We start from the raw sequence: 23,289 nt of genomic DNA on the forward strand, positions 1-23,289 counted from the left end.
AATTGTCTCTTATGGATTGTCAATCCGAAATACTTCCTCCGAATCAGGCAATAGGTGCTTACCACATCAAGAAAATCCTGAGTAAGAAAGAAGGAACCGCGGTGTACCAGGGTTTGCATTCTGAAACTCTACAATCTACAGCTATTAAAGTGCTTGAACCGCCTTTAGTTGCTGATACTCACAGAGTTCATAACTTTTTAAAAGAAGCACGAATTATTGAACAAGTCTCACATCCCAATATTGTTAAGTTATATCAATATGGACAGTGTAGAGAAGGTCTATATATAGCCATGGAATATATACAGGGAGTGTCTCTTAGACATTATATCCTCACCCAGCTGATTCCTTTATCCAGGGCTATTGATATAGTTTTACATATTGGCCAAGCTATAGAATATCTGCATAGCCGTGGTATACTCCATAGGGATATTAAACCCGAAAATATCCTTATTAATTCTCAAGGGAAAATCAAACTCATAGATTTTGGACTTGCTGTTTGTTCTTCTACAGAACATGCTTCTAATCCTGCTTGTTTAGGAACGCCTTCATATATGAGCCCTGAACAACGTCAAGGAGATAAAGTTTCTGAAAAATCAGAAATCTACTCTTTAGGTTTAATTGCTTATGAATTGATCTTGGGAAACCTAGCCCTAGGTAAGGTCATTTTATCATTGATTCCGGATAGAGTGAGTAAGATTTTAGCGAAGGCCTTGCAACCTTCTCCTAAAGATCGTTACGGATCTATGAAAGAATTCATTAGTCATTTACATCGATATCGGTACAGCCAAGATCTTCAGAAAGATTATCGTAATAAAGATTATACAGCACAGGTTAATGAGCAGCTGTATCAGCAGAGATTTTGGTTATCTCCTGCAGAAATTGTTGTCCCTGACTTCATATCAGCTTCTATATACGAGCAAGGATACCCAACACATCCTCATGTATACTATGAAGCTTATATGAGTCGGGATACTTTCCGGTTGTGGTTTTGTTATAGTCTTTCAGGAAATGCAACTTTAGTATTAACTATTATAAAAACCTTCGTAAGTCAATGGGGTCATGAAGATAGCATTAGAACTACGATGCGAAAAATGCATAATGAGCTAATGCGGATCAATGTTCCTATAGATACAACGGGAATTTCTTTAGTTTGCGTAACTATTCCCAAAGAAAAAAAGGAACTTTCTTGGATTGCTTGTGGGAAAACTAGTTTCTGGTTAAAAAAACAAGGAAAGGTTCCTCAGAATTTTACTACTTCATCCTTAGGTTTAGGGAAAATTAGTTCTTTACAAATTCAGGAAACCAAGGTTGCATGGGAAATAGGTGATGGAGCAGTATTACATACCTTACAGGCAGACGATTCCATGTCATCTTTAAACAGTCCTTTATTCACAGAGTTGAAAGATAGAGGACAAACAGCTATATTCTGCCCAATAGAGAGCGTACAGTTCGGGATATTAGAAAATCATGACGGAAATCTTTGTCCCTCAACACTTATCAGCTTAAAAAGAATCCGGTGAAAATAGTGACGTCGAACATTGGAAGAAAGATCTTAGAGGTCATAAATAAGAAAAAAGGAAAAATTGGAGTACTTTCTATTCTGTTTTTCTTTGACCTGGTTTTGCTTGGTGTGAATTCTCAAAAACCCCCAACCGACGAACCAAGATCTCGAGTTAAAAACTCCCAAACTGACGAGAAAAGCCAAATTGCTGCCTGTCCTAAAAATATAGTAAATAAAACATCGGCAAAAAAATCTGATAAGCAGGCCGTAGTTAAAAACTTCCCATCAAATCAACCACGGCATTTTAAAAAATCTACACAGACGTTTTCTCCAGGATTTTCTGAAGGTTCACCATTTGCTAAGCCTGAAGTAAAAAAACGCCTTCAGGATAATCACTACACGCAAACTGCGGCAAAAAAGATCCCTAGGTTCCTTCCTAAACAAGAAGAAAAAACTGAAGTTATTGAAAGGAAAAGCGAAGAAGAGCGTATTTGGGAAGATAAGCGTGCTTACGCTAAACGCGCTGTAAATGCAATAAACTTCAGTGTTAAAAAACTGGTGGAAGAAAGCGAAAAAAAGAGTGCCCAGGAAGAAGGCTTTAAAGTTGATCATAATTCTGGATCCCCGCACTCATTAAAAACGAAATCGCCAGATAAACAACCCTCTATTGATAAAATAGCCATACAGTCCGATTCAACAAAAAAGGAAGAGGAAGCCCCTGCGCTATTAAAAGGGAAACAAATTACTTGTGAAGACCTAAAAGACAATGGTTATACTGTAAATTTTGAAGACATTTCTGTTCTTGAGCTATTACAGTTTGTTAGTAAGATTTCTGGAACCAATTTTGTTTTCGATAGTAATGATCTAAATTTCAATGTAACGATTGTTTCTCATGATCCTACATCTGTAGACGATCTCTCTACAATTCTTTTGCAAGTTTTGAAAATGCATGACTTGAAAGTTGTAGAACAAGGAAATAACGTCCTTATTTATCGCAACCCACGTCTTTCTAAGTTGTCCACGGTAGTCACTGATGGTTCTGCAAAAGATAATTGTGAAGCTGTTGTAGTTACTCGTGTATTCCGTTTATATAGTGTACATCCTACATCAGCTGTAAATATTATTCAGCCTTTGCTCTCCCATGATGCTATAGTAAGCGCTTCAGAAGCAACACGTCATGTAATCGTGTCTGATATTGCTGGCAATGTAGAGAAAGTAGGAGAATTACTAGCAGCTCTAGATAGTCCCGGTACATCCGTAGATATGTCTGAGTATGAAGTCCGCTATGCAAATCCTGCTTCATTAGTCAGCTATTGCCAAGATGTTCTTGGCGCCATGGCAGAGGATGAAGCTTTTCAAATTTTCATACAGCCAGGCACAAATAAGATTTTTGTAGTTTCCTCCCCGCGTTTAACAAACAAGGCAATACAACTGCTCAAATCATTAGATGTTCCAGAAATGGCGCATACATTAGATGATGTAACTAGTCCTGCAGCTGCCCTCGGAACATCAGGAGCTGCTAATCCTAAAAGCTTGCGCTTTTTCATGTATAAGCTGAAGTATCAAAATGGCGCAGCTATTGCTCAAGCAATTCAAGACATCGGTTATAATCTCTATGTCACAACAGCTATGGATGAAGATTTCATCAACACATTGAATAGTATTCAATGGTTGGATGTGAATAATTCTATCGTTGTTATTGGAAATCAAACAAACGTAGATAAAGTAGTCAGCTTACTAAATGGCTTGGATCTACCTCCAAAGCAAGTATACATTGAAGTTTTGATCTTAGAGACAAGTTTAGAAAAGTCTTGGGATTTCGGAGTTCAATGGGTAGCTCTCGGTGATGAACAAGGGAAAGTTGCTTATGCTTCAGGATTGTTAAGCAATACCGGTCTTACTAATCCTGCAAAATCTACAGTGCCTCCTGCAAAGCCTTCTCCAGGAGATATCCCTTTACCTACCCCTGGTCAGCTAGCAGGTATTAGCGATATGATGTATGCATCTTCAGCATTTGGTTTGGGGATCATAGGAAACGTGCTGAGCCATAAGGGAAAATCTTTTCTAACCCTAGGGGGACTTCTCAGTGCCTTAGATCAAGATGGCGATACTGTTATAGTTCTCAACCCAAGAATTATGGCTCAGGATACGCAACAAGCATCTTTCTTTGTTGGACAGACTATACCTTTCCAAACAACCAGTACCATTATTCAAGAAACAGGAACAGTTACACAAAATATCGAATATGAAGATATCGGTGTGAATCTTGTTGTTGCTTCAACAATAGCACCAAATAACGTTGTTACCTTACAAATAGAACAAACCATTTCCGAGCTACACTCTGCTCAAGGAACTCTTACACCGGTAACAGATAAAACATACGCTGCCACACGTTTGCAAGTCCCTGACGGTTGTTTCTTAGTCATGAGTGGCCATATCAGAGATAAAACTACGAAAATTGTTACTGGAGTACCTCTTTTAAACTCCATACCTTTGATCCGAGGTTTGTTCAGCAGAACAATAGATCAAAGGCAAAAACGCAACATAATGATGTTCATTAAGCCTAAGGTTATTAGTAGTTTTGAAGAGGGAACAAAATTAACCAACAAAGAAGGTTATAGATACAATTGGGAAGCTGATGAAGGCTCGATGCAGGTCGCGCCACGACATGCTCCTGAATGTCAACACCCCCCTGCACTGCAAGTAGAAAGTGATTTTAAAATGCTAGAAATAGAAGCCCAATAAATGTTATATAGAAAAAGTAAGATGATATTCTGCGCCATGGAATAGCTTCTCACTCTGTTGTATTTCAGGGGGAAAGCCAAGAAGGCATCGTCGGCCGTATGATTGTTGTTTTCTTGGCTTTTTTGTTCCCCAATTCTATACTGATTTTCCTTGTTTTTTGCCTAAATAGCTCAGTTGGTAGAGCAACGCATTCGTAACGCGTAGGTCGTCGGTTCGATCCCGGCTTTGGGCAAACATAGTAAAAAGTATTTATAAAAATAAAACAAATGCTTACCTCTTGTTTTGTTCCTTAAAGGAAAAGTATAAGAAGTAAGAACTTATAAAGATCGGGTCTATTTCATAATGTGAATCAAATTCACACCCTCTTTATTTTACGGCTATTTCTTAATCTTTCCCTTTAAAGAAAGCTTTTATTTATGAAGTGCACTGAGGAATCCTTATTTTCTTTATTCATTTCAAAAACACGTACATAGGGGAAGGACAGGCTGACATGTCCTAAGAGGCGAGGTGTTTAAAGGAAGAACCTCCTCAAAGCTTTTTTATATTAATTTTAAAAGGCAAAGTCTGTGCTTTTAATTTTTAGGCTTTAGGGGAAAAAGTTTTGCTGCCCTCCTTGCTGCGTATTGCGGTTATAGGAGGGTATTAAAATCCATTAGCAGATAAGCCTTCGGCAAGTTTCTTTAACACATCTGCACGTAACTGTGAGATAACTTCTTTTTGTAAATTCTTATTATCTTCAGGTTGTTTTGTAAGCGCTAAGTGCCCACGACGTGCCTGCCAGAACACAGGATTCCAAATGGAACTGTTATCGGAGCCTTGAATCCATCCTAAGCTAATCCCTAATTGGATCCAACTCAACGCATCTAACGTTTCTTGAAGATCTAAATGATAGGAGTGTGTAAGCAATCCTAGAGCACGTAGAATATGATTTTTTAATTCTCCAGGATTTTGCTCAGCATACTTCTTTTTTGCGGAAGCTTCGGCAGCAGCAACTTTCGAAGACCAGATTCTGAGCGATGATAAGATTTGTTCTTCAGTAAGCCCTAAAGAACATTTATTCGATAAAACTACAATATTACCAATATATTCCGGAGTTCCTGGTAAAATGCCAGAACAAGCAACCTCTGTATCCTCGTCAATAATCTCAGGCAATTCGCGAGAATAAACCAATGCTGGAGCATGTAAGAAACTCTGACTTTTTAATCCTGTGCCACATTCTCGAGGATTTGTAGTTAGAAAACCAAAATCAGGGGAAAAAGCAAATGCTAACTTTTCATTCAGATAACTGTCTAACCGCACAAGCTGATCTAAAGCTTTTTCGGGTTCTGATGTAAAATCTATAGCATGGAGAATTAAGTGATCGCGGAAATTTATAGCTGCTAGAATATTTCCAGAGCGGTTTACAATAAGAGCTTCGCCTTCAGGGTTGCCTGTAAGATCATGGGGAAATAAAAAATGCTCAATAAGAAACTCTTTTTGCCAGGAAGGTGCATCTTTAAGAGGTAAAACTAGAAACTCATCGAAACCTTCAATATGGTTAAAATTTGAAGCTATAACCTCTAAAATTTCTTGTTTTTTCTCCCTAGATAAGCAGGGAAGAAACTTTGCTATGGAAAGATTCCTAGATAGTGAGAACGTCGTTATAGGCCAGGTTTTATTTGTAGGAGGAGCGTCTTTCTTACTAGCAAAATTAAGAAGTAAGTCATTGGGAAGAATCATGCGAATTCTGATTTTTTAAATGATTAATCTGGTCTCGTATTACAGCAGCTTGCTCATAATCTTCACGAGCTAGCGTATCTTGAAGAGCCTCATTTAACGCTATTAATTTAAGGAGGGGGTTCATACTCGCCGCTTCTCCTGGGGAACGACCAATATGCAAACCACCTCGACTATTGTCCGCAGTTGCCGATGAACAAATAGCTTTAGTATGCATGAGCTTGGCTATAAGTTGTGTTTTAAAGTTTGTATAACATAAGTGACAACCAAATAGCTGATTTTCATCAGCAGCCGGTTTCCATGCGGTTTTACAATTGCCACATTCTAAAGTTACAGAAGCCCCAGAAGAACCTAATACAATGTTGTCACGACTATAGTAATGACTAGGACACGGACAAGAATCGCATACATAAGAACGTAAGACCTTATCCTTATCTACCTCAGTATAACAAATTGTTGCCGGCTTTTGACAATGGTAACACAGGTGGGGTTTAGAAGTTGCCATGAAGATCAACCATTAAAGCCAAATACTAATACACCCGATACCAATAACAAAAAAGAGACAAAGGAGAAAAAGGTTTTTTTAAGAAATATAAAAGAACTAGGAATAATCAACTGGGCCTTGAAGGATTTGAACCTTCGACCCCCTCATTAAAAGTGAGGTGCTCTAACCGCTGAGCTAAAGGCCCGAAGTTTACTTGGTTATTTTACATTTTGACCCCAAGGGGATTCGAACCCCTGTTACCGGAATGAAAATCCGATGTCCTGGGCCAGGCTAGACGATGGGGCCAAGACAACTACAATATTACTAGTTCTACTCCTTTAGAGCAATCTTTTCCTCTCCTAGTTTTATATGAAAAACCAAAGAAAGAGAAGTAGATAAAGACTACTCATAAAAAGTAAAGCTTATCAAATCGATGAAAGGTCGGCTTCTTTTTGCTTGGACATTTCGTCGATCTGCTTACAAAACTTATCTGTTAATTCCTGGATTTTTTTCTCCATTCCTTTAACAGCGTCTTCTGTTAAATCAGAGTCTTTTTTTAACTTGTCGTTAGATTCCCTACGGATATTGCGAATAGCTACTTTCGCTTCTTCGGATTTACGACGTAACTGCTTAATAACCTCATTTCGGTATTCTGCAGTAGGCTCAGGAATCTTAATACGTACTATGGAGCCTTCTACATCAGGCTGCAAATTTAAATTCGCAGCAATAATACCTTTAGATATTGCAGAGACGTTATTAGCATCGTAGGGAGAAATTACTAATTGGCGTGTATCAGCTACAGAAATAGAGGCTAAATCAGATAGCCTCATCGTAGTGCCGTATACATCTACAGTAACTGTTTCTACTAAAGCGGGATTAGCTTTCCCTGTCCTAAATGAACGGACTTCTTTAGTGAAAAATTCTAAAGCAGCCACCATTTTTTTTTCAGTATCAGCTAGAATGGACATGTGTAGCTTCCTCACAAATTAATGTTCCAACATTCTCATCAAAAATAGCTTGCTCTAGAGAGTGTTTAACAAAGCTAAAGACACGAATAGGAATATTAGAATCCATGCATAAAGATACAGCAGAAGCGTCCATAACGCCTAATCCTTGAGATAGGAAATCTTTAAAGCTAATCCGATCGTATTTTACAGCATCGCTAAATGACCGAGGATCTTTATCATATACACCATCAACATGCATAGTGGCTTTGAGCAGAATGTCAGCTTTTAACTCACAAGCGCGCAAAGCTGCCCCTGTATCAGTTGTTAGGTAAGGAGATCCTGCTCCCGTTGTGCAAATTACAATTTTACCTTGGCTTAAAGCTTCTTCAGACTTTTGAGGAGTGTATAGGTCTGCTAGTTGAGGGCACGACAGTGTAGAAGTTAATAAACAAGGAATATCATCAGCTTTTAAAGCATCTGCTACAGCCATACCGTTGATTAAAGTAGCTAACATCCCCATTTGGTCGGCAGACACTCGATTAATTTGTAGCTCTTTTTGTTGAGCAAGTCCTCTAAGGATGTTGCCTCCGCCTATAACAAGAGCTGTTTCAATATCACAATTGCGTACAGCACGTAATTCCGCTACTAACCTGGATAAACGAACTTCATCAATTCGATTCCCGCTGTCTGTTGAGAGAGATTCTCCAGATATCTTAAATAAGACTCGTGTTATTCGCTTAGACATATTTCCTCTCGCTTATTAAGCTCCTATTTTCCATAAAATGAATTCCTTCACTTCTACGGAGTTGCCGCTAGCTTTGCTGACCTCATTAATCAAACCTTGAATGGTTACATCAGGGTTTTTAATGAAAGCTTGTTCTAGTAGACAAACATCTTGGAAGAATGTTCCCAACTTGCCACTGATTATTTTATCAATAACAGCTTGGGGTTTTCCTTGTATTTGAGAAGAAATGACTTCTTTTTCTCTTGCTAGAGCATCTTCAGGAACACTTTCCTTATTTAAAAACAGAGGTTGAGCTGCTACGATATGCATAGAAATATCTTTCGCGAGGCTTTCTTTATCAGAAACTCCAGAAAGAATAGTGACAGAAACGGTTTTCCCATTACCATGAGAGTAAATGCCCACACTTTCATTAGTTGTTTTTGGCAAATACTTAATTCTATTGATGCGGATATTCTCTCCAACAGTTTGCATAGTTACAGCACGCAACTCATCTACTGTAAGAGAAGCATCTTGCGATGAAGGAAGTTGTAGCAATGCATCAACATTATCTACTTTATGGTTTAAGACGTCTTCAACAAGACTATCAACGAAAGTTCGAAAGACTGCATTATTAGCTACGAAGTCCGTTTCTACGTTAACTTCAACTACAGCAGTGCCACAAGAATCGCTTTTTGCTGCGATCACGCCTTCTCTTGTTTCTCTATGTTCTTTTTTACTAGCTGAGGCAAGACCTAGTTTACGTAAGTAAACTACAGCTTCTTCAAGATTTCCATTGCACTCGGCTAAAGCTTCCTTACATTTGGTTAACCCTACACCGGTCTGCTGTCTTAAGAGTTTTAGGGTTTCCATAGAAAAGTTGCTCATTAGTTAGCCTCATTACTGTCATACTTTTTTGCTAATAGATCTTCTTGACGATTGTCCTCATCGGTTGCATAGATGTCTGTATCTTCGCCATCTTGTACGTTTAGAGTTTTAATCGGAGAGACAATCTCAATGCCAAGTTTTTTCTTGGTGTCAATGATATTATCTTTAATGGCGCTAATGATTAAGCGAATGCTTTTTAAAGAATCGTCATTGCAAGGAATAACATAATCGATAGGAGTTGGATCACAGTTAGTGTCTACTAAAGCTAATACGGGAATACCGAGCTTTTTAGCTTCTGCAACAGCAATCTTTTCATAACTAGGGTCAACAACGATAACAAGACCAGGAGCTTTCTTTAGGTAGCGAATACCTTCAAGGTTCTTCAATAATTTTTGATGACGTTTAGCTAGTAAGGCGATTTCTTTTTTCGTAAGGTAAGAACTATTTTGAGTAAGGTCTTTTTCGATCTTATCCAATGTTTTGATGGAGTTCCTAATAGTCGTCATGTTAGTTAACATGCCGCCTAACCAACGCTCAGCAACAAAGTACTCGCCAGCTTCAATAGCAGCTTCTTTAATGACACACTTGGCTTGTTTTTTCGTTCCCACAAAGAGAATAGGTTTATTTTCTTTAATAACCTTACAAACTTGAGGGAGAGCTTTACGTAATTGATAAAGAGTTTTTGCTAGATTGATGATGTAAAGACCGTTTTTTTCTTCAAAGATGTAAAGTTTCATCTTTGGATTCCATCTTCGGGTTTGGTGCCCAAAATGAGCCCCCGCTTCCATTAAGTCTTTAACTGAAAGATTGCATAGCGGTTGTTCTTCCAAGCTTTGTACCTCTATTTCTTGAATATGTTAACAATGGCATCTTGACCCGATGTCAAGATTTCAGTCTTGGTGGTGTTCAGAAAGCGCCCGATCAGAATCGAACTGACACCGGTAGCTTGGAAGGCTACAGCTCTACCATTGAGCTACGGGCGCGTGCTAAAGATAGAGATGTTAGTTTAATAAAGCTTTTTACGCAAGGTTGTAATCTCTAGGTTTTAAGCTTCTAGAAAATTTTAGATAGTGGGTTAATGCTTGTGCAAATGGATTTTAGAAAAGAGATTTGAAACTTCTAAAAAAGAATGCGGCAAAAAAAATCAGAACCCAGAGGCTCCTAGGTTCTGATAGCGGGACAAAAAGTTAGGATAGTATAAAACTAAATCCTTAGAATCTGAATTGAGCGTTCATGTGAGCAGCTCTTTCATTGATTAAGCGTGCTTCACCAGTGATGGACCATTTATCAGCGTCGATTAACGTTGCACCAACAGCTACACCACAAGCTTTTCTAGACTTCATTTTGTTGATCTGAATCGAAGCAATTTGCAAGACATCAGATAGAACATCCTTACCACTATTATTGGGCAAAGTAGTGGTTGATCCTATAAGGCTTGGGTTCCATGTAGTAATGTTGAGAATCTCTGATTTTAATTTAGGTTGAGCAATGCGGATAGTATCAGCATCAAAAGTTGCTCTTGACCAGTTTACACCAATATATGGAACAAGCATATTCAATCTGTAAGACAGTGCGAGGCCTACTTGCCATTCATGGTATTTAATTGTAGCTGATTTGGTGTCTGTCGCACCATCAGTACCAGCCGTTATAGGTAAAGGAAAATTCGAGCTGGTTCCTTTATAGCCTCTTGGTTTGTGAATCACAAATTGTGCTGGGCTTGAAGTTACGTTGAGCATTTCAATCTTAGGATTAGATTGAGCGTATTGGAACTCAGCTCCTAAAGTCGCGCAACCACATTCCCATAAAGCTCCACGGGCACCTACGCTCCAAGAAAATGATGTGTCTGTATAAAATTCCACAACACCTTGGGTAATGGCTACGTTAGGAAGTTGCTTTGGAAGATCGGTATTAACTGCGCTTGTAGCTGAAAACCCTATTAACCCAACCAAGTTGAATGCAGCAGAACTTGCTTTGAAGTATCCATTGGATGCTCCTAAGGTGCAGAAAATATCGAAGCGATCCCAAATGTTTAAGGCTAGAAAGGCTGCATTTGAAAACCACTCTGCATCTTGCATATGCTTCCCGTACGCCACATTCGCTCTGCCGTTTGCTTCGGGCTTATCAGTATTGGCTGCGTTACCTGTAGGTTGTGTAGGAGTTGCTGCCATTCCGGTAAAAGTTTTATTCACATCAACTTTTAAAATACGATCGAAAACATAATCTCCGTAGTATCCTGCGCGGATGCTGATAGCATCACACCAAGTAGAGCAAGGATCGCAAGGATCGCCAGAAGCACCTTCCCACATAGTGCCATCGATTAATAAACTTGGTTCAGCTGGGTTCCCTACAGGCAAGGCTTGTAAGGAGAGAGCGGAACCCGTAGCGGCAAACAATAATGCCGATTTCAAGAGTTTTTTCATACTCACCTCTAAAGATTATGCTTAGTATCTTTTCTTTTTGTGCTCGCTATTCTAATTTGCTCTTCTGGCGGCACCACGTCCAAGTTAAAGCCAGACAAGATATCCTGTAGGCAATTAATGGCTTTGAGGAGTGTCTTGCAAGTGAAAACAGCCTTAAGCATGAACATACAGTTCATTATTCGAAAACATAACAAACTTTTCTTATTATAGTAAAGACGATAAGAAAAAAGACTGTTTTCAGGCATAGATTTCAAGCAATAACTCCTTATAGTTTGCTAATAAGAGAGCTATTAGATTTTTGTACACATTTTTATTTCTTATGCCACTTAGAATAAGTTGGAATTACCCTCATAGAAGAGTGTAAAAAGGCTTTCTTATATTTGAATCATTACGCCTTATTTTTTATTTTTGTAAATAAGATAAAGCGAAATTGTTTAAAAAAGCGTTAAAGTTTTTGGTATTTTTCATTTCTATGTTTTATTTGTAATGATTTTCTGTTTTCAAGATTCATGTTTATTTTTCTGCTTATTTGAGTCTTGTAAAACTCAGTTTTTAACCAGTCGAAGCACTTGCCAGAGAATGGGTGAGACCCTACTATTTGTTTTATGAAATCTCCGAAGAAACGTCGTTCCTACCTTAGTGTTCCAGAAAAGACAAACAGGCTATTGTCAGGAATTATTGTTGCTTTAGCGATAATATCTGTGCGTTTGTGGCATCTTGCTGTCGTTCAACATGATCAAAAGTTAGAAGAGGCTTATAAACCGCAGAAGAGGGTGATTCCTGAGCTTATAGAACGTGCAACTATTTGCGATCGTTTCGGCAAAGTATTAGCAGAAAATAAAATGCAATATGATGTGAGTGTTGCTTATAGTGCTATTCGTGATTTGCCTGCTAGAGCATGGCATGCCCGTGCAGATGGAACTAGAGAGCTCATTCCTGTTAGGAAAAACTATATTGCACGTTTGGCACAACTTCTTGCTCAAGAGTTACATTTAGATAAAGATACGATAGAAGATAATATTCATGCGAAAGCTTCTGTATTAGGTTCTGTGCCCTACTTAGTTCAGGCAAATGTTTCTGAGCGTACATATTTAAGATTGAAGATGATGATGAAACATTGGCCGGGCTTACACGTCGAACCGTCAGTGCGTCGGTATTATCCTATGGGGAAGACGGCATCAGACATTTTAGGTTATGTAGGGCCGATTAGTGCTCAAGAATATAAGAGAGTGACACATGAGTTAAGCAAGTTGCGGGAATGTGTTCGAGCGTATGAAGAGGGTGAGAATCCGAAGTTTCCTGAAGGTTTAGCAAGTATAGATCAAGTGCGTTCTTTATTAAATTCTTTGGAGAACAATGCTTATAGTTTAAATGCATTAGTTGGGAAGGTGGGTATAGAAGCCTATTGCGACGGGAGTTTAAGAGGACAATTAGGGAAAAAAACGGTTCTTGTAGATCGTCGTGGCAATTTTATTCAAGGTCTTAATGAGATAGAAGCAATTTCTGGCAAAAAGTTACAGCTGACTTTATCTACGGAGTTACAAGCATTCGCAGATGCATTGCTTTTAGATCATGAAAAAACGGAACAATTTCGTTCGGCACAGTCTTTGAAAAAGCAAAAGTTTCTACCTCCTTTATTTCCTTGGATTAAGGGAGGTGCGATTATCGCTTTAGATCCCAATAATGGCCAAATATTGGCTATGGCATCTTCTCCGAGGTATCATAATAACGATTTTATCGATATGCGGGATGCGGATTCTGAAGCTAGATCTGCGGTATATCGTTGGTTGGAAAATACCGAACATATTGCAGAGGTGTATGATAGGAAAGTGCCTTTGCGACGTGAAAGAAGAAGTTCTCTTACAGGTTTGTATTATGATGAGGAACTTTCTCTTACTTTTGATTATTTTTTAGATTTCATTTTGCCGAATACCTCAGAGGTTAAGTCTGTTATAAAACGTTATGGCACTGTGGATAACGCTGTTAAGATACAGCATTCTATGGAACGGTTATTAGATTTATTTTCTTATTCTGAGGGGCACTGTTCTTGTTCTTCTATTTTTGATGCAGTGTTTCCTATTGAGCAGGAGCATATCGCTGTAGGGCGAGTGATTTCTATAAAGCAGCAACAATGGATAGCTCGTTGTCATAAGGCACATGAACAAGAAATAGAGGAGATTAAGCAAGAGCTAGAGCCCTTTTTTGCGGAACTTTCGGCAAATTACGACAAACTTTTACTTGTAGACCTCTTTCAGATGGTTGTGGATCCTTCTAAAATTGATCCTGAGCTACTTGCATCGGTGGCTTCTTTTTCTTTATCAGAGTTTTTCGAGTGTCAGGGACATTACGTAGCTTTGCGTAGTGCATTTTCTAAGATAGTAGAGGATATTTTCACTGAAGTAGATTTTAAAGAATGGCGGAAACTCTATTTTGCTAAGTTTTTAGAGGTTAAACGTAAAGAAGAAAACGAGAGAAAGCAGCGTTACCCCACACCTTATGTGGATTACTTGGTGGAAGAACAACGTGCGCAATATAGAGATTTTCGTCGTTGTTATCTTGATAAGTTTTTAGCTTATTTACTTTCTGGACAAGGAGATATAGAGCACCAAAAAGCTTACTATGAAGCTCTTTCTGTATGGAAAAGAGAATTAGAAAATGGTGCGCATCAGGCATTGCCTTGGTATGAACATTACGAGTTTTTGAAACAAAAATTCTCAGATTCTTCTATAGACTTGCTACGTTTGTTTTTATCTTTTAGAGAGTTTTCAGAGTTGCAAAGGCCGCTATATGGCAACTATGCCCCCATGCTTACTAGGAATGTTCCTCAAAAAGAACAAGATCTTGCTGCAGCATTTTATCCTACTTATGGTTATGGGTATTTGCGGTCTCATGCTTTTGGGCAGGCAGCAACTTTAGGATCTATTTTTAAACTTGTTTCTGCTTATTCTGTTCTGTCTCAAGAAGTGATGCGGGGTAATGTCGATGTGGATTATTTATCTCGATTGCTAGTTATTATCGACAGGAAGTCTTTTGGGTATACTAGTGCTAAGCCTCATGTAGGTTTTTTTAAAGATGGCACGCCTATTCCTTCGTTTTATCGTGGAGGGATTTTACCAAAGAATGATTACTCTGGTCGTGGGCGTATCGATCTTATTTCTGCTTTAGAAATGTCCAGCAATCCTTATTTTTCTTTGCTTGTGGGAGAGTATCTCTCTGATCCTGAAGATTTATGCCATGCGGCTGCTTTATTTGGATTCGGGGAGAAAACGGGGGTAGGCTTGCTTGGAGAGTATGCCGGAGCGGTTCCACAAGATGTAGCGTACAATCGTTCGGGATTGTATGCCACAGCTATAGGGCAGCATACTCTTATTGTGACTCCTTTACAAACTGCTGTCATGATGGCAGCCCTAGTTAATGGAGGGACTTTGTACGTTCCTAGTTTAGTTTTAGGGGAATGGGATGGTGAAGAGTTTTCCCAGACTCCTCCCATGAAGAAAAGAGATGTATTTATGCCTGAGTGTATAACGGAGTTATTTAAATCAGGTATGCATAACGTGATATGGGGAAATTATGGAACAACACGAAGTATTCGTGATCAATTTAGCCCTGAATTATTAACTCGCATCATTGGAAAGACAAGCACTGCAGAATCGATAGTTCGTGTAGGTTTAGATCGGCAATACGGAAGTATGAAAATGAAGCACGTGTGGTTTGCTGCAGTTGGTTTTTCAGATGAGGAACTTATGCATCCGGATATTGTTGTTATTGTCTATTTACGCCTCGGGGAGTTTGGACGAGATGCGGCTCCCATAGCTGTAAAGATGATCGAAAAGTGGGAGAAAATAAGAAAAAAAGAAAATTTTTCAGCTATGTACTGAAGATTGGCACGCTTTTTGCTCCTGTAAAACACGAGGTCAACGAACTTGTGTGCCAGGAGAAAGATTCATGGAAGAAGCTGCGAAACATCTAGCGAAAGAATTTCTCTGTTCAGGAATTAACTTTTTTTTGAGCGGGGAATACGAACAGGCGGAACAAAGGCTAAAAGAAACTTTAGAGCTAGATCCTACAGCAGCACTAGCCTATTGTTATTTGGGTATTATTGCTTTAGAATCAGGAAGAACTGCAGAGGCGTTAACCTGGTGCACAAAGGGATTAGAGTCTGAACCTGGGGATAGCTATTTACGTTATTGCTATGGGGTGGCTTTAGATCGTGATAATCGTTGTGAAGAAGCTGTAGAGCAATATCGTGCCTATATTGTTTTACATCCAGATGATGCAGAATGTTGGTTTAGCTTAGGTGGTGTATATCATCGTTTAGGTAAGTATACTGAAGCTATAGAGTGTTTTGATAAAATCTTAGAGTTAGACCCTTGGAACCCACAAAGTTTGTATAATAAAGCTGTTGTTTTAACAGATATGAACAATGAGCAAGAAGCCATTGCTTTGTTAGAGACTACGGTAAGTAAGAATCCTTTGTATTGGAAAGCTTGGATAAAATTGGGGTATTTACTCTCGTGTCACAAACAGTGGGATAAAGCCACAGAAGCTTACGAAAGAGTTGTGCAGTTACGTCCTGATTTGTCTGACGGTCATTATAATCTTGGTTTATGTTATCTCACTTTAGATAAAACACGATTAGCTTTAAAAGCTTTCCAAGAGGCTCTTTTCTTAAATGAAGAAGATGCTGACGCACACTTTTATGTTGGACTTGCCTATATGGATCTTAAGCAGAATCGCCAAGCATCCGATGCTTTCCATCGTGCGCTTGGTATTAACCTAGAACATGAGCGCTCACACTATCTTCTTGGCTATCTTTATCATATGGAAGGGCAGTTTGAAAAAGCTGAAAAGGAACTATCCTTTTTAACTATAAAAGACTCTACATTCGCTCCTTTGCTACAAAAAACAGTGTCTTCTGGGCAAATTGAGCCTAAGTTGGATGTCTTTCCGTAAAAACTCAACTGCCTTATAGTAAATATTTTTTAATTCTGATGGACCTTGTTGAGATAGAAAAAATCACAGAGTAGCAGAAACTTTTGGGATAAAAACAAAGAATTCTTACAATGGTTTTGTGCTTCAAGGCTTTAAGTCTTGTTTAGCACGTAGTGTGATCTCTAAAAGAATGGTCTTTGTGAACATTCTTTTCTAAACAAGCGTGAAAGTTAAAGCTTCGCTTTTTCCTTCACGCTTTCTTTAATGCTTCGAAAAATATGGAAAATTTGTTAATCTGGCTAAGCCCTTGTGAAGTTTTACACAATAATATTACGAGCGCAGAGGCTGGGCATTATGAGCCAATCTATAGAAGATTTTTTACATAATCATGAGGACTATCCTTATGGTTTCGTCACACCTATAGAGTCAGAGGGGTTAACTCGGGGTCTGAGTGAAGAAACAATAATAAAAATCTCTCAGCTGCGCAATGAGCCTTCTTTCATTTTAGATTTCCGTTTAAAAGCCTATCAACATTGGAAAAAGCTACAAGAGCCTGCGTGGGCTAGACTAAATTATCATCCGATAGATTATGACAGCATAGTCTATTTTTCTGCTCCAAAGCAAAAAAATCCTTTAGGGCGTTTGGAAGAAGCTGATCCTGAAATTTTAGAAACTTTTAAGAAATTGGGGATTCCTCTAGATGAGCAAAAGCGTTTATTAAACGTTCAAAATGTTGCTGTAGATTTAGTTTTTGATTCAGTGTCTATAGGAACAACATTTAAGGAAGCTTTGGATAAGGCGGGTGTGATTTTTTGCTCGATGAATGAGGCGATTCGAGAATATCCAGAGTTAGTAAAAAAATATTTAGGCTCGGTTGTTTCTTATAGGGACAACTACTTCGCGGCTTTGAATGCTGCAGTGTTTAGTGATGGTTCTTTTGTATATATTCCAAAGGGCGTGCGTTGTCCCATGGAGATATCTACGTATTTTAGGATTAATGACAAAGAATCGGGTCAGTTTGAGCGTACATTGATTATTGCTGAGGATGATTCTTATGTGAGTTATCTTGAAGGGTGTACAGCTCCATCATATTCTTCGAATCAGCTGCATGCAGCTGTTGTAGAATTAGTGGCGCATGAACGAGCGGTCGTGCATTATTCTACCGTGCAAAATTGGTTTTCTGGAGATAGGAGAACTGGCAAGGGTGGAATTTATAATTTTGTAACGAAGCGCGGGTTGTGTGCGGGTTACAAATCAAAGATCTCTTGGTCCCAAGTTGAAGTTGGAGCGGCAATTACTTGGAAGTATCCTAGTTGTATTTTGAGGGGGAAAGAAAGTGTAGGGGAGTTTTACTCTATCGCTTTAACAAATGGAAAAATGCAAGCTGATACTGGGACGAAGATGATTCATGTGGGGGAAAAAACAACTTCGACAATAGTTTCTAAAGGAATTTCTTCAGAGGAGTCGCATAACACCTTTAGGAGTCTTGTTTCTATTTCTGAAGGAGCTGTTGGAAGTCGTAATCACACACAATGTGATTCGATGCTAATTGGCCGGGAGTGTGGAGCTTATACAGATCCTAAAATTTCTGTAGAAAACTCCCGATCGTCTGTTGAACATGAGGCTACAACATCGAAATTGCGAGCAGATCAATTAATGTATTTGCGTAGTAGGGGGTTGAGTACTGAAGAGGCTGTGAGTTTAGTAGTTCACGGTTTTTGCCGTGAAATTATCGACCAGCTACCTTTAGAGTTTGCTCGAGAAGCTTCGAAATTATTGTTTGTTAAGTTGGAAAATAGCGTGGGGTAGTTAATGCTACATATACAAAACTTACACGTATGTTGTGAGGATGTTAAAATCCTGGATTATTTAAATTTGCATATTCATCCGGGGGAATTACATATAATTATGGGCCCTAATGGAGCAGGAAAATCTACCTTCGCGAAAGTGCTGTCGGGAGATGATAGTCTATCTATTATTTCTGGAGAAATAAGCTTATTGGGTCAGGATCTTTTAGAAAAAGCTCCTGAAGAGCGAGCTCATATGGGATTGTTTATAGGATTCCAACAACCTCCAGAAATTCCTGGGGTGAATAATAGGCTTTTTCTAAAAGATGCCTACAATGCTTGTAGGCGTTCTCGGCAAGAAGAAGAGATGGCAGAGGTTGAATTCGATATGTTATTGTCTTCTGTATCGGAGACTTATGAATTTGCATCCTTTGAGCATTTCTTACAACGAAATATCAACGAAGGGTTTTCCGGAGGGGAGAGAAAGAAAAACGAAATTTGGCAAATGCTTGTTTTAGAACCGGAAATGATACTATTAGATGAGCCTGATTCAGGGTTGGACGTTGATGCTTTAAGATTCATATGTAAAACCATTGAGAAATATCGCGAACTCCATCCTAAAAGTGCCATCTGCATAGTTACGCATAACCCCAAGTTGGGCAGTCTTCTCGAGCCTGACCATGTACATATTCTTTTAGAAGGTAAGATAGCCTGTTCAGGAGGGGTTTCTTTAATGCGAGAGCTAGAAGAAAAGAGTTATCACGAAGTCTTGGCACGCTCTTCTTGGGGGTAAATATGTTAGGTTTTTTAGAGCATACCTTTCCTATAGTTAAGGACTCTCCTATTCATCAAGCAGCTCAAGCATATTATGAGAAATACTCTCAATTAGAGTCTTTCAAAGCGATTTTTCGTAGTTACCCATGGTTTAAAAATTTGGCAGAGTCTCCTGAGGACTATCATGTTGCTAATGGAGGGTCAGAAACAACAAAACAACACTGGTTACACCATAAGAACTCTTTGTCTTGTGAATGCATTTTAATTAATGGCAAATATGAGTCATCACTTTCTCAACTGCCTGAGGGAGTATTATCGATGACATTAAAAGAAGCTCGGTCTGTCTTTTCCGCGTTTATTAAAAAATACACCTTGGATACGCATCCCCTAGCATTTCTTAATTCCGTGTGTGCTCAAGAAGAAGGCGTGGTTATTTATATTCCCGAAGAATTTCAGGTGAATGAGCCTATATGTATACGTCATATATGTTCTTCGACTTCTAAAAGTGATAAGGTGATCTACTCTCCAAGGATTATTGTGATTGTAGGGAAGCATTCTAGCTGTCGTGTATTTGTATCTCATCATACTGAGAGAGAAAGCGGTGTTGCTGAAAGTTTTGCTATTGTAAACGGTCTGACGGAGGTATTTGTATCTGAAGGCGCGGAACTGTCTTTAATGATGCAGCCTAAGTACATTAATGAAGAGAGGGTAAGTTGGGCGCATATAGCGACTATCGAGGAGCAAGGAGCTTGTTCTATACATCAACATCTGCAAGAACATGTGGGTGGTTATGGATGGTTTGACAATACCTTTTCAATGATAGGAAATCGCGCTCATGGGGAATCTTTAGTTTCTGCCCTATCTCCAAAAAAGACTTGGGTAAGAAACCTAATGTATCATGATGCTGAGAGGACAACATCAAGACAGAATATCAAATCGATATTGTCTTCTGGTCATTTTCTTTTTGAGGGAGGTATTCATATCACAACCCATGGGGTGTTTTCCGATGCTTATCAAAAACATGATACTCTGTTGCTTAGTGATGATGCTTGTGTAACAACCTTTCCAAGATTAGAAATTCTTACTGATGATGTCAAAGCTTCTCACGGAGCTACTGTAGGACCATTAGATCCTCAACAGATATTTTATATGCAATCGCGAGGAATGACGCGAGAGGAAGCACAAAAAAAGCTGGTTCAAGGATTTTTATCTATAGAACCATGTCCAGAGGTTTTCCCTAAACTGTCCGAGCAAATGCAATCTCAAGAAATTACTAAGGAGTATTCTATAGATGGTGTTTAGGATAAAAGAAGACTTTCCTATTTTTTCTAATAAAAAGCTTCAGGGGGAGTCCTACATTTACCTTGACTCTGCTGCTACTACGCATAAACCTAAGAAAGTGATAGACGCGATTACAGATTTTTACAGTAGTACCTATGCTACCGTAAATCGTAATGTTTATACTTCTTCGAAGGTGACGACGACAAATTATAACGCTGTTCGTGGGAAAGTTCGCGAATGGATACAAGCTGCATATGATGAAGAGATAATTTTTACTCGGGGAACTACAGCAGCATTGAATCTATTAGCCATATCCGCAAATGACGCTTTCATTCCTGAGGGTGGTGTGGTGTTGGTTTCTGAAGTAGAGCATCATGCAAATGTATTGTCATGGGAATTAGCCTGCCGTAGACGTGGATCTTGTGTTAAAAAAGTTGCTGTTGACAATTCGGGTTATATAGATTTAGAACACTTAGAGGCCTTGCTCAAAGCAGGGGCTGTGTTTGTAAGCATAGCCCACGTGAATAACGTTACAGGGTGTATCCAACCTCTAAAGGAAATAGCCAGTCTCGCTCATAAATATGGTGCGTATGTAGCTGTGGACGGAGCACAGGGAGTAGCTCATGCTTCTGTAGATGTTGTTGATTGGGATGTAGATTTCTATGCTTTTTCAGGTCATAAAATGTATGCGCCTACAGGTTTAGGAGTGTTGTATGGTAAGAAGGAGTTGTTAGAAAAGCTTCCTCCTGTAGAAGGTGGAGGCGATATGGTCTCCATTTATGATAGTGAACGTCCAGAATATCTTCCCGCACCGTTAAAATTTGAGGCGGGAACACCGCCTATAGCTTCTATTTTAGGATTAGGAGCAGCTATAGATTACTTACAATCTTTGCCAGACTCCGTATATCAGAAAGAAGAAGAGTTGACGTATTATTTGTACAAAGAATTGATGACAATTTCGGGTATGCAGATATTAGGGCCAGAGGTGGATCAAACTCGCGGCGCTTTGATAAGTTTCAAGGTTGAAGGTGCGCATCCTTTCGATATAGGTTGTTTATTGGATCTTCAAGGGATAGCCGTCCGTACAGGGCATCAATGTGCACAACCTGCCATGACCCGATGGAATTTGGGTCATGTTCTTAGAGTGTCATTGGGATTATATAATGATAAGGAAGATATTGATACTTTCTTGTCAGCTTTACGTGTTATTTTGAATAAAGTGCGAGTATAGTTCTTATTGAGGGGAGCTTCCTTGAAATTCGATGTGTTCTTTAGAATAAGGGTGCCAACGTAAACGCATTTGTTGACATCTATCTATTAACCAGTTTTTGACATAGTGTGGGTTATGGATAGGACTAGGCAATGTGTACGCAGAACGCGTCATATCTAGACGATAAATCCTGTGGTTCTTGTTTTTCATATTTATGATATCACCTAAAACAAAAGAAAAAGGATAGTACTTCTTTACTGTTTGTTCGCATACGTGATCATATTTGCCAAAAGGGTAGAAAAATCCTAGAGGTTTTTGCCCCAAGGCTTTTTCTATAGAATACTTTGATAGGAAGATTTCTGTAGCGAGATAGGGCGGTTTATTCTGTAAATTTCGAATAGCAAATCCTGATGAAGCTAGTTGTATAAAAGGAGAATCAGCGAGTGCCTGTAACTCTTGTTGTGAGCAAAATGGTTGATGTTTTGCAAATACTTCATCTTGGAAAGCCAAGGCTTCGCTAGGGGCTAAACGATATGAAAGAGGAAGAGTTTGAGCAGAATTTTCAGCAACATATCTCCAAGCAATTCCCACAACGGCTGGAATATTATGAGTCTGTAGGAAAGGGAAGATATGAGCATAGAAATCCACAGAGGCATAATCAAAAGTTATCATAAGGGATAACTTGTTGATTGGTTCTCCGGGGAGCACTAAGGGATAAGACTGTTTAAGAAGTAATAAATACCGGAGTAATTTTTCTAATAAGTGTGGCTGTTTAGAAAAGAAAACTTGGCGGAAAGCTAAAACAATCAGCATACGCCTGCCTTAAGATGCCGGTTTGTTATCCTCAGAGGGATAGATAACTAAGGATCCAGAGAGCACTTTCGGGGGATGTTGAGGGGAAGGTTCTGTTGTGGTTTGTGTAGCAATCGGCGATTCCGTTGTAGCATTAGAAAGTTCTTGAGTGTCTACAGAAGAAAGCATGCGAATCCTTGGTATAAATAGGCAGTTAGTGCTTTTTGCCAAAACGTTTAGTTAATGTCCACTCTCCATCTTTATAGAATTGTTCAAATTCTTTGAACAACGGTAGCGTTTTGAGTTCTTCGAAATCTACGGAGGTGTCTTGATTTAAGATTTCTTTGATTTCTATAATTCTTAATAGAGTAAGGAAGCGTAACGTCGGATAATCTTCAGAAGATGCAGCGAATTGAAGAAGCTGAGAAGATTTTTCTAAAGCTGTTTGATAGTCTTCAGTAGCTTGAGCATCTGCAATTTCTTTTAATAGTACCTGAGCGGGTGAAGGCATGCGGAAATGCGATCCACTACCGAAGGCAAGCCCTGCATAATACGCGCCGCGTAAAGGTTCATTATGGATATAGAAACATGAAGATAGAAAACCGGCATAAGGTTTTACAGAGTCACCACCCATACGGTAAGCACGTTCTAACATTGGCAGGGAGGTTTTAGGAGGTATGAACCCTTGAAAAACCGCAGATTCTGCGGTTTTGGTAAGAAGAAGAATACTTTCATGTTTTTCGCGATCATTTTTTTGAAGATTATAAACGATCTTTCCCGTGAGAAATATGGATAGGGTAATTAGAAATGTAAGGGTAAACGAATAGGAATAAACCCTTTTCCATACTAAGGATAGTAAATTCTTCATGATTTTAGGTGTAAAGCGCTTGATGTCCTTAGTGTATCTGGAAAAATTTTTTTCGTAAACTCCTTGATTTAAGATGCTCTAACAGTGGAAAACACTAAAAAAAGCACTTCACTTCCACAAGCTCTTTTGATAGAAAAACTTCTGTGATACTATTTTTACTTAAAATAAGTTGGGATAAATGACATCTCTATGCGACTGAAAATGTTTCGGAGATAATAGGAAA

18 protein-coding genes and 4 tRNA genes are annotated in these 23,289 nt (G+C 38.9%); 9 read left to right on the top strand and 13 right to left on the bottom strand.

Features of this window, described 5'->3' with window-relative positions; translation table 11 throughout:
- Positions 1-11: 11 nt before the first annotated feature.
- From E1N70_RS02185 to E1N70_RS02195, 3 genes are all read left to right on the top strand, one after another.
- Positions 12-1,520: a serine/threonine protein kinase gene (locus E1N70_RS02185; RefSeq protein ID WP_131743931.1), complete on the top strand. Its 1,509-nt coding sequence runs from the start codon at positions 12-14 to the stop codon at positions 1,518-1,520.
- Entirely contained in the window at positions 1,517-4,246 is a 2,730-nt protein-coding gene (locus tag E1N70_RS02190; protein WP_131743932.1) for a secretin N-terminal domain-containing protein, read from the top strand. The genes E1N70_RS02185 and E1N70_RS02190 overlap by 4 nt, the downstream gene beginning before the upstream one ends.
- A 159-nt stretch (positions 4,247-4,405) precedes the next feature.
- Positions 4,406-4,478: transfer RNA gene (locus E1N70_RS02195), tRNA-Thr, on the top strand.
- 410 nt (positions 4,479-4,888) lie between these two features.
- On the opposite strand, the gene E1N70_RS02200 is transcribed toward E1N70_RS02195, so the two are convergent.
- The 10 genes from E1N70_RS02200 to E1N70_RS02245 form a co-directional block, all read right to left on the bottom strand.
- Positions 4,889-5,965: a protein arginine kinase gene (locus E1N70_RS02200; protein WP_131743933.1), complete on the bottom strand. Its 1,077-nt coding sequence runs from the start codon at positions 5,963-5,965 to the stop codon at positions 4,889-4,891.
- Positions 5,949-6,467 (bottom strand): UvrB/UvrC motif-containing protein, encoded by a 519-nt coding sequence (locus tag E1N70_RS02205; RefSeq protein ID WP_131743934.1) that lies wholly within the window; start codon positions 6,465-6,467, stop codon positions 5,949-5,951. The genes E1N70_RS02200 and E1N70_RS02205 overlap by 17 nt, the downstream gene beginning before the upstream one ends.
- A gap of 111 nt (positions 6,468-6,578) precedes the next feature.
- Positions 6,579-6,651, bottom strand: a tRNA-Lys gene (locus tag E1N70_RS02210).
- A gap of 26 nt (positions 6,652-6,677) precedes the next feature.
- A tRNA-Glu gene (locus E1N70_RS02215) sits at positions 6,678-6,752 on the bottom strand.
- A 119-nt stretch (positions 6,753-6,871) separates the two neighbouring features.
- Positions 6,872-7,414: a ribosome recycling factor gene (gene frr, locus E1N70_RS02220; RefSeq protein ID WP_131743935.1), complete on the bottom strand. Its 543-nt coding sequence runs from the start codon at positions 7,412-7,414 to the stop codon at positions 6,872-6,874.
- Positions 7,398-8,138 carry a UMP kinase gene (pyrH, locus tag E1N70_RS02225; RefSeq protein ID WP_131743936.1) on the bottom strand — a complete coding sequence of 247 codons (741 nt, stop codon included), beginning with the start codon at positions 8,136-8,138 and terminating at the stop codon, positions 7,398-7,400. The genes frr and pyrH overlap by 17 nt, the downstream gene beginning before the upstream one ends.
- Positions 8,139-8,153: 15 nt before the next feature.
- Entirely contained in the window at positions 8,154-9,002 is an 849-nt protein-coding gene (gene tsf, locus E1N70_RS02230; protein WP_131743937.1) for a translation elongation factor Ts, read from the bottom strand.
- Positions 9,002-9,832 (bottom strand): 30S ribosomal protein S2, encoded by an 831-nt coding sequence (gene rpsB / locus E1N70_RS02235; protein WP_041460186.1) that lies wholly within the window; start codon positions 9,830-9,832, stop codon positions 9,002-9,004. The genes tsf and rpsB overlap by 1 nt, the downstream gene beginning before the upstream one ends.
- A gap of 82 nt (positions 9,833-9,914) precedes the next feature.
- Positions 9,915-9,985, bottom strand: a tRNA-Gly gene (locus E1N70_RS02240).
- A gap of 228 nt (positions 9,986-10,213) precedes the next feature.
- Entirely contained in the window at positions 10,214-11,422 is a 1,209-nt protein-coding gene (locus E1N70_RS02245; RefSeq protein WP_131743938.1) for a porin, read from the bottom strand.
- 605 nt (positions 11,423-12,027) lie between these two features.
- Here E1N70_RS02245 and E1N70_RS02250 point away from each other — a divergent pair.
- The 6 genes from E1N70_RS02250 to E1N70_RS02275 all read left to right on the top strand — a co-directional run bounded on the left by E1N70_RS02250 (position 12,028) and on the right by E1N70_RS02275 (position 21,427).
- Positions 12,028-15,300, top strand: a complete 3,273-nt coding sequence (locus E1N70_RS02250; protein ID WP_131743939.1) for a penicillin-binding transpeptidase domain-containing protein — start codon at positions 12,028-12,030, stop codon at positions 15,298-15,300.
- Between the two features lie 67 nt (positions 15,301-15,367).
- Positions 15,368-16,375, top strand: coding sequence for a tetratricopeptide repeat protein (locus E1N70_RS02255; protein ID WP_131743940.1), 1,008 nt, complete (start codon positions 15,368-15,370; stop codon positions 16,373-16,375).
- Positions 16,376-16,708: 333 nt separating this feature from the next.
- Positions 16,709-18,163, top strand: coding sequence for a Fe-S cluster assembly protein SufB (sufB, locus tag E1N70_RS02260; protein WP_131743941.1), 1,455 nt, complete (start codon positions 16,709-16,711; stop codon positions 18,161-18,163).
- A gap of 3 nt (positions 18,164-18,166) precedes the next feature.
- A complete protein-coding gene (gene sufC / locus E1N70_RS02265; RefSeq protein WP_131743942.1) occupies positions 18,167-18,934 on the top strand; it encodes a Fe-S cluster assembly ATPase SufC in 768 nt (255 codons plus the stop codon).
- Positions 18,935-18,936: 2 nt separating this feature from the next.
- Positions 18,937-20,217, top strand: coding sequence for a Fe-S cluster assembly protein SufD (gene sufD, locus E1N70_RS02270; RefSeq protein ID WP_131743943.1), 1,281 nt, complete (start codon positions 18,937-18,939; stop codon positions 20,215-20,217).
- A complete protein-coding gene (locus E1N70_RS02275; protein ID WP_131743944.1) occupies positions 20,207-21,427 on the top strand; it encodes a SufS family cysteine desulfurase in 1,221 nt (406 codons plus the stop codon). The genes sufD and E1N70_RS02275 overlap by 11 nt, the downstream gene beginning before the upstream one ends.
- Positions 21,428-21,430: 3 nt before the next feature.
- Here E1N70_RS02275 and E1N70_RS02280 read toward each other — a convergent pair whose 3' ends face one another.
- Genes E1N70_RS02280 through E1N70_RS02285 form a run of 3 tightly spaced genes read right to left on the bottom strand, consistent with a single transcriptional unit; the run spans position 21,431 to position 23,066 of the window.
- Positions 21,431-22,219, bottom strand: coding sequence for a polysaccharide deacetylase family protein (locus E1N70_RS02280; RefSeq protein WP_131743945.1), 789 nt, complete (start codon positions 22,217-22,219; stop codon positions 21,431-21,433).
- Positions 22,220-22,228: 9 nt separating this feature from the next.
- Entirely contained in the window at positions 22,229-22,387 is a 159-nt protein-coding gene (locus tag E1N70_RS05105) for a hypothetical protein (RefSeq protein WP_165478202.1), read from the bottom strand.
- A 25-nt stretch (positions 22,388-22,412) separates the two neighbouring features.
- Positions 22,413-23,066: a hypothetical protein gene (locus tag E1N70_RS02285; protein ID WP_131743946.1), complete on the bottom strand. Its 654-nt coding sequence runs from the start codon at positions 23,064-23,066 to the stop codon at positions 22,413-22,415.
- Positions 23,067-23,289 lie beyond the last annotated feature (223 nt).

Origin of the sequence: Chlamydia buteonis, assembly GCF_900634605.1 — a bacterium.
Lineage (GTDB): Bacteria > Chlamydiota > Chlamydiia > Chlamydiales > Chlamydiaceae > Chlamydia > Chlamydia buteonis.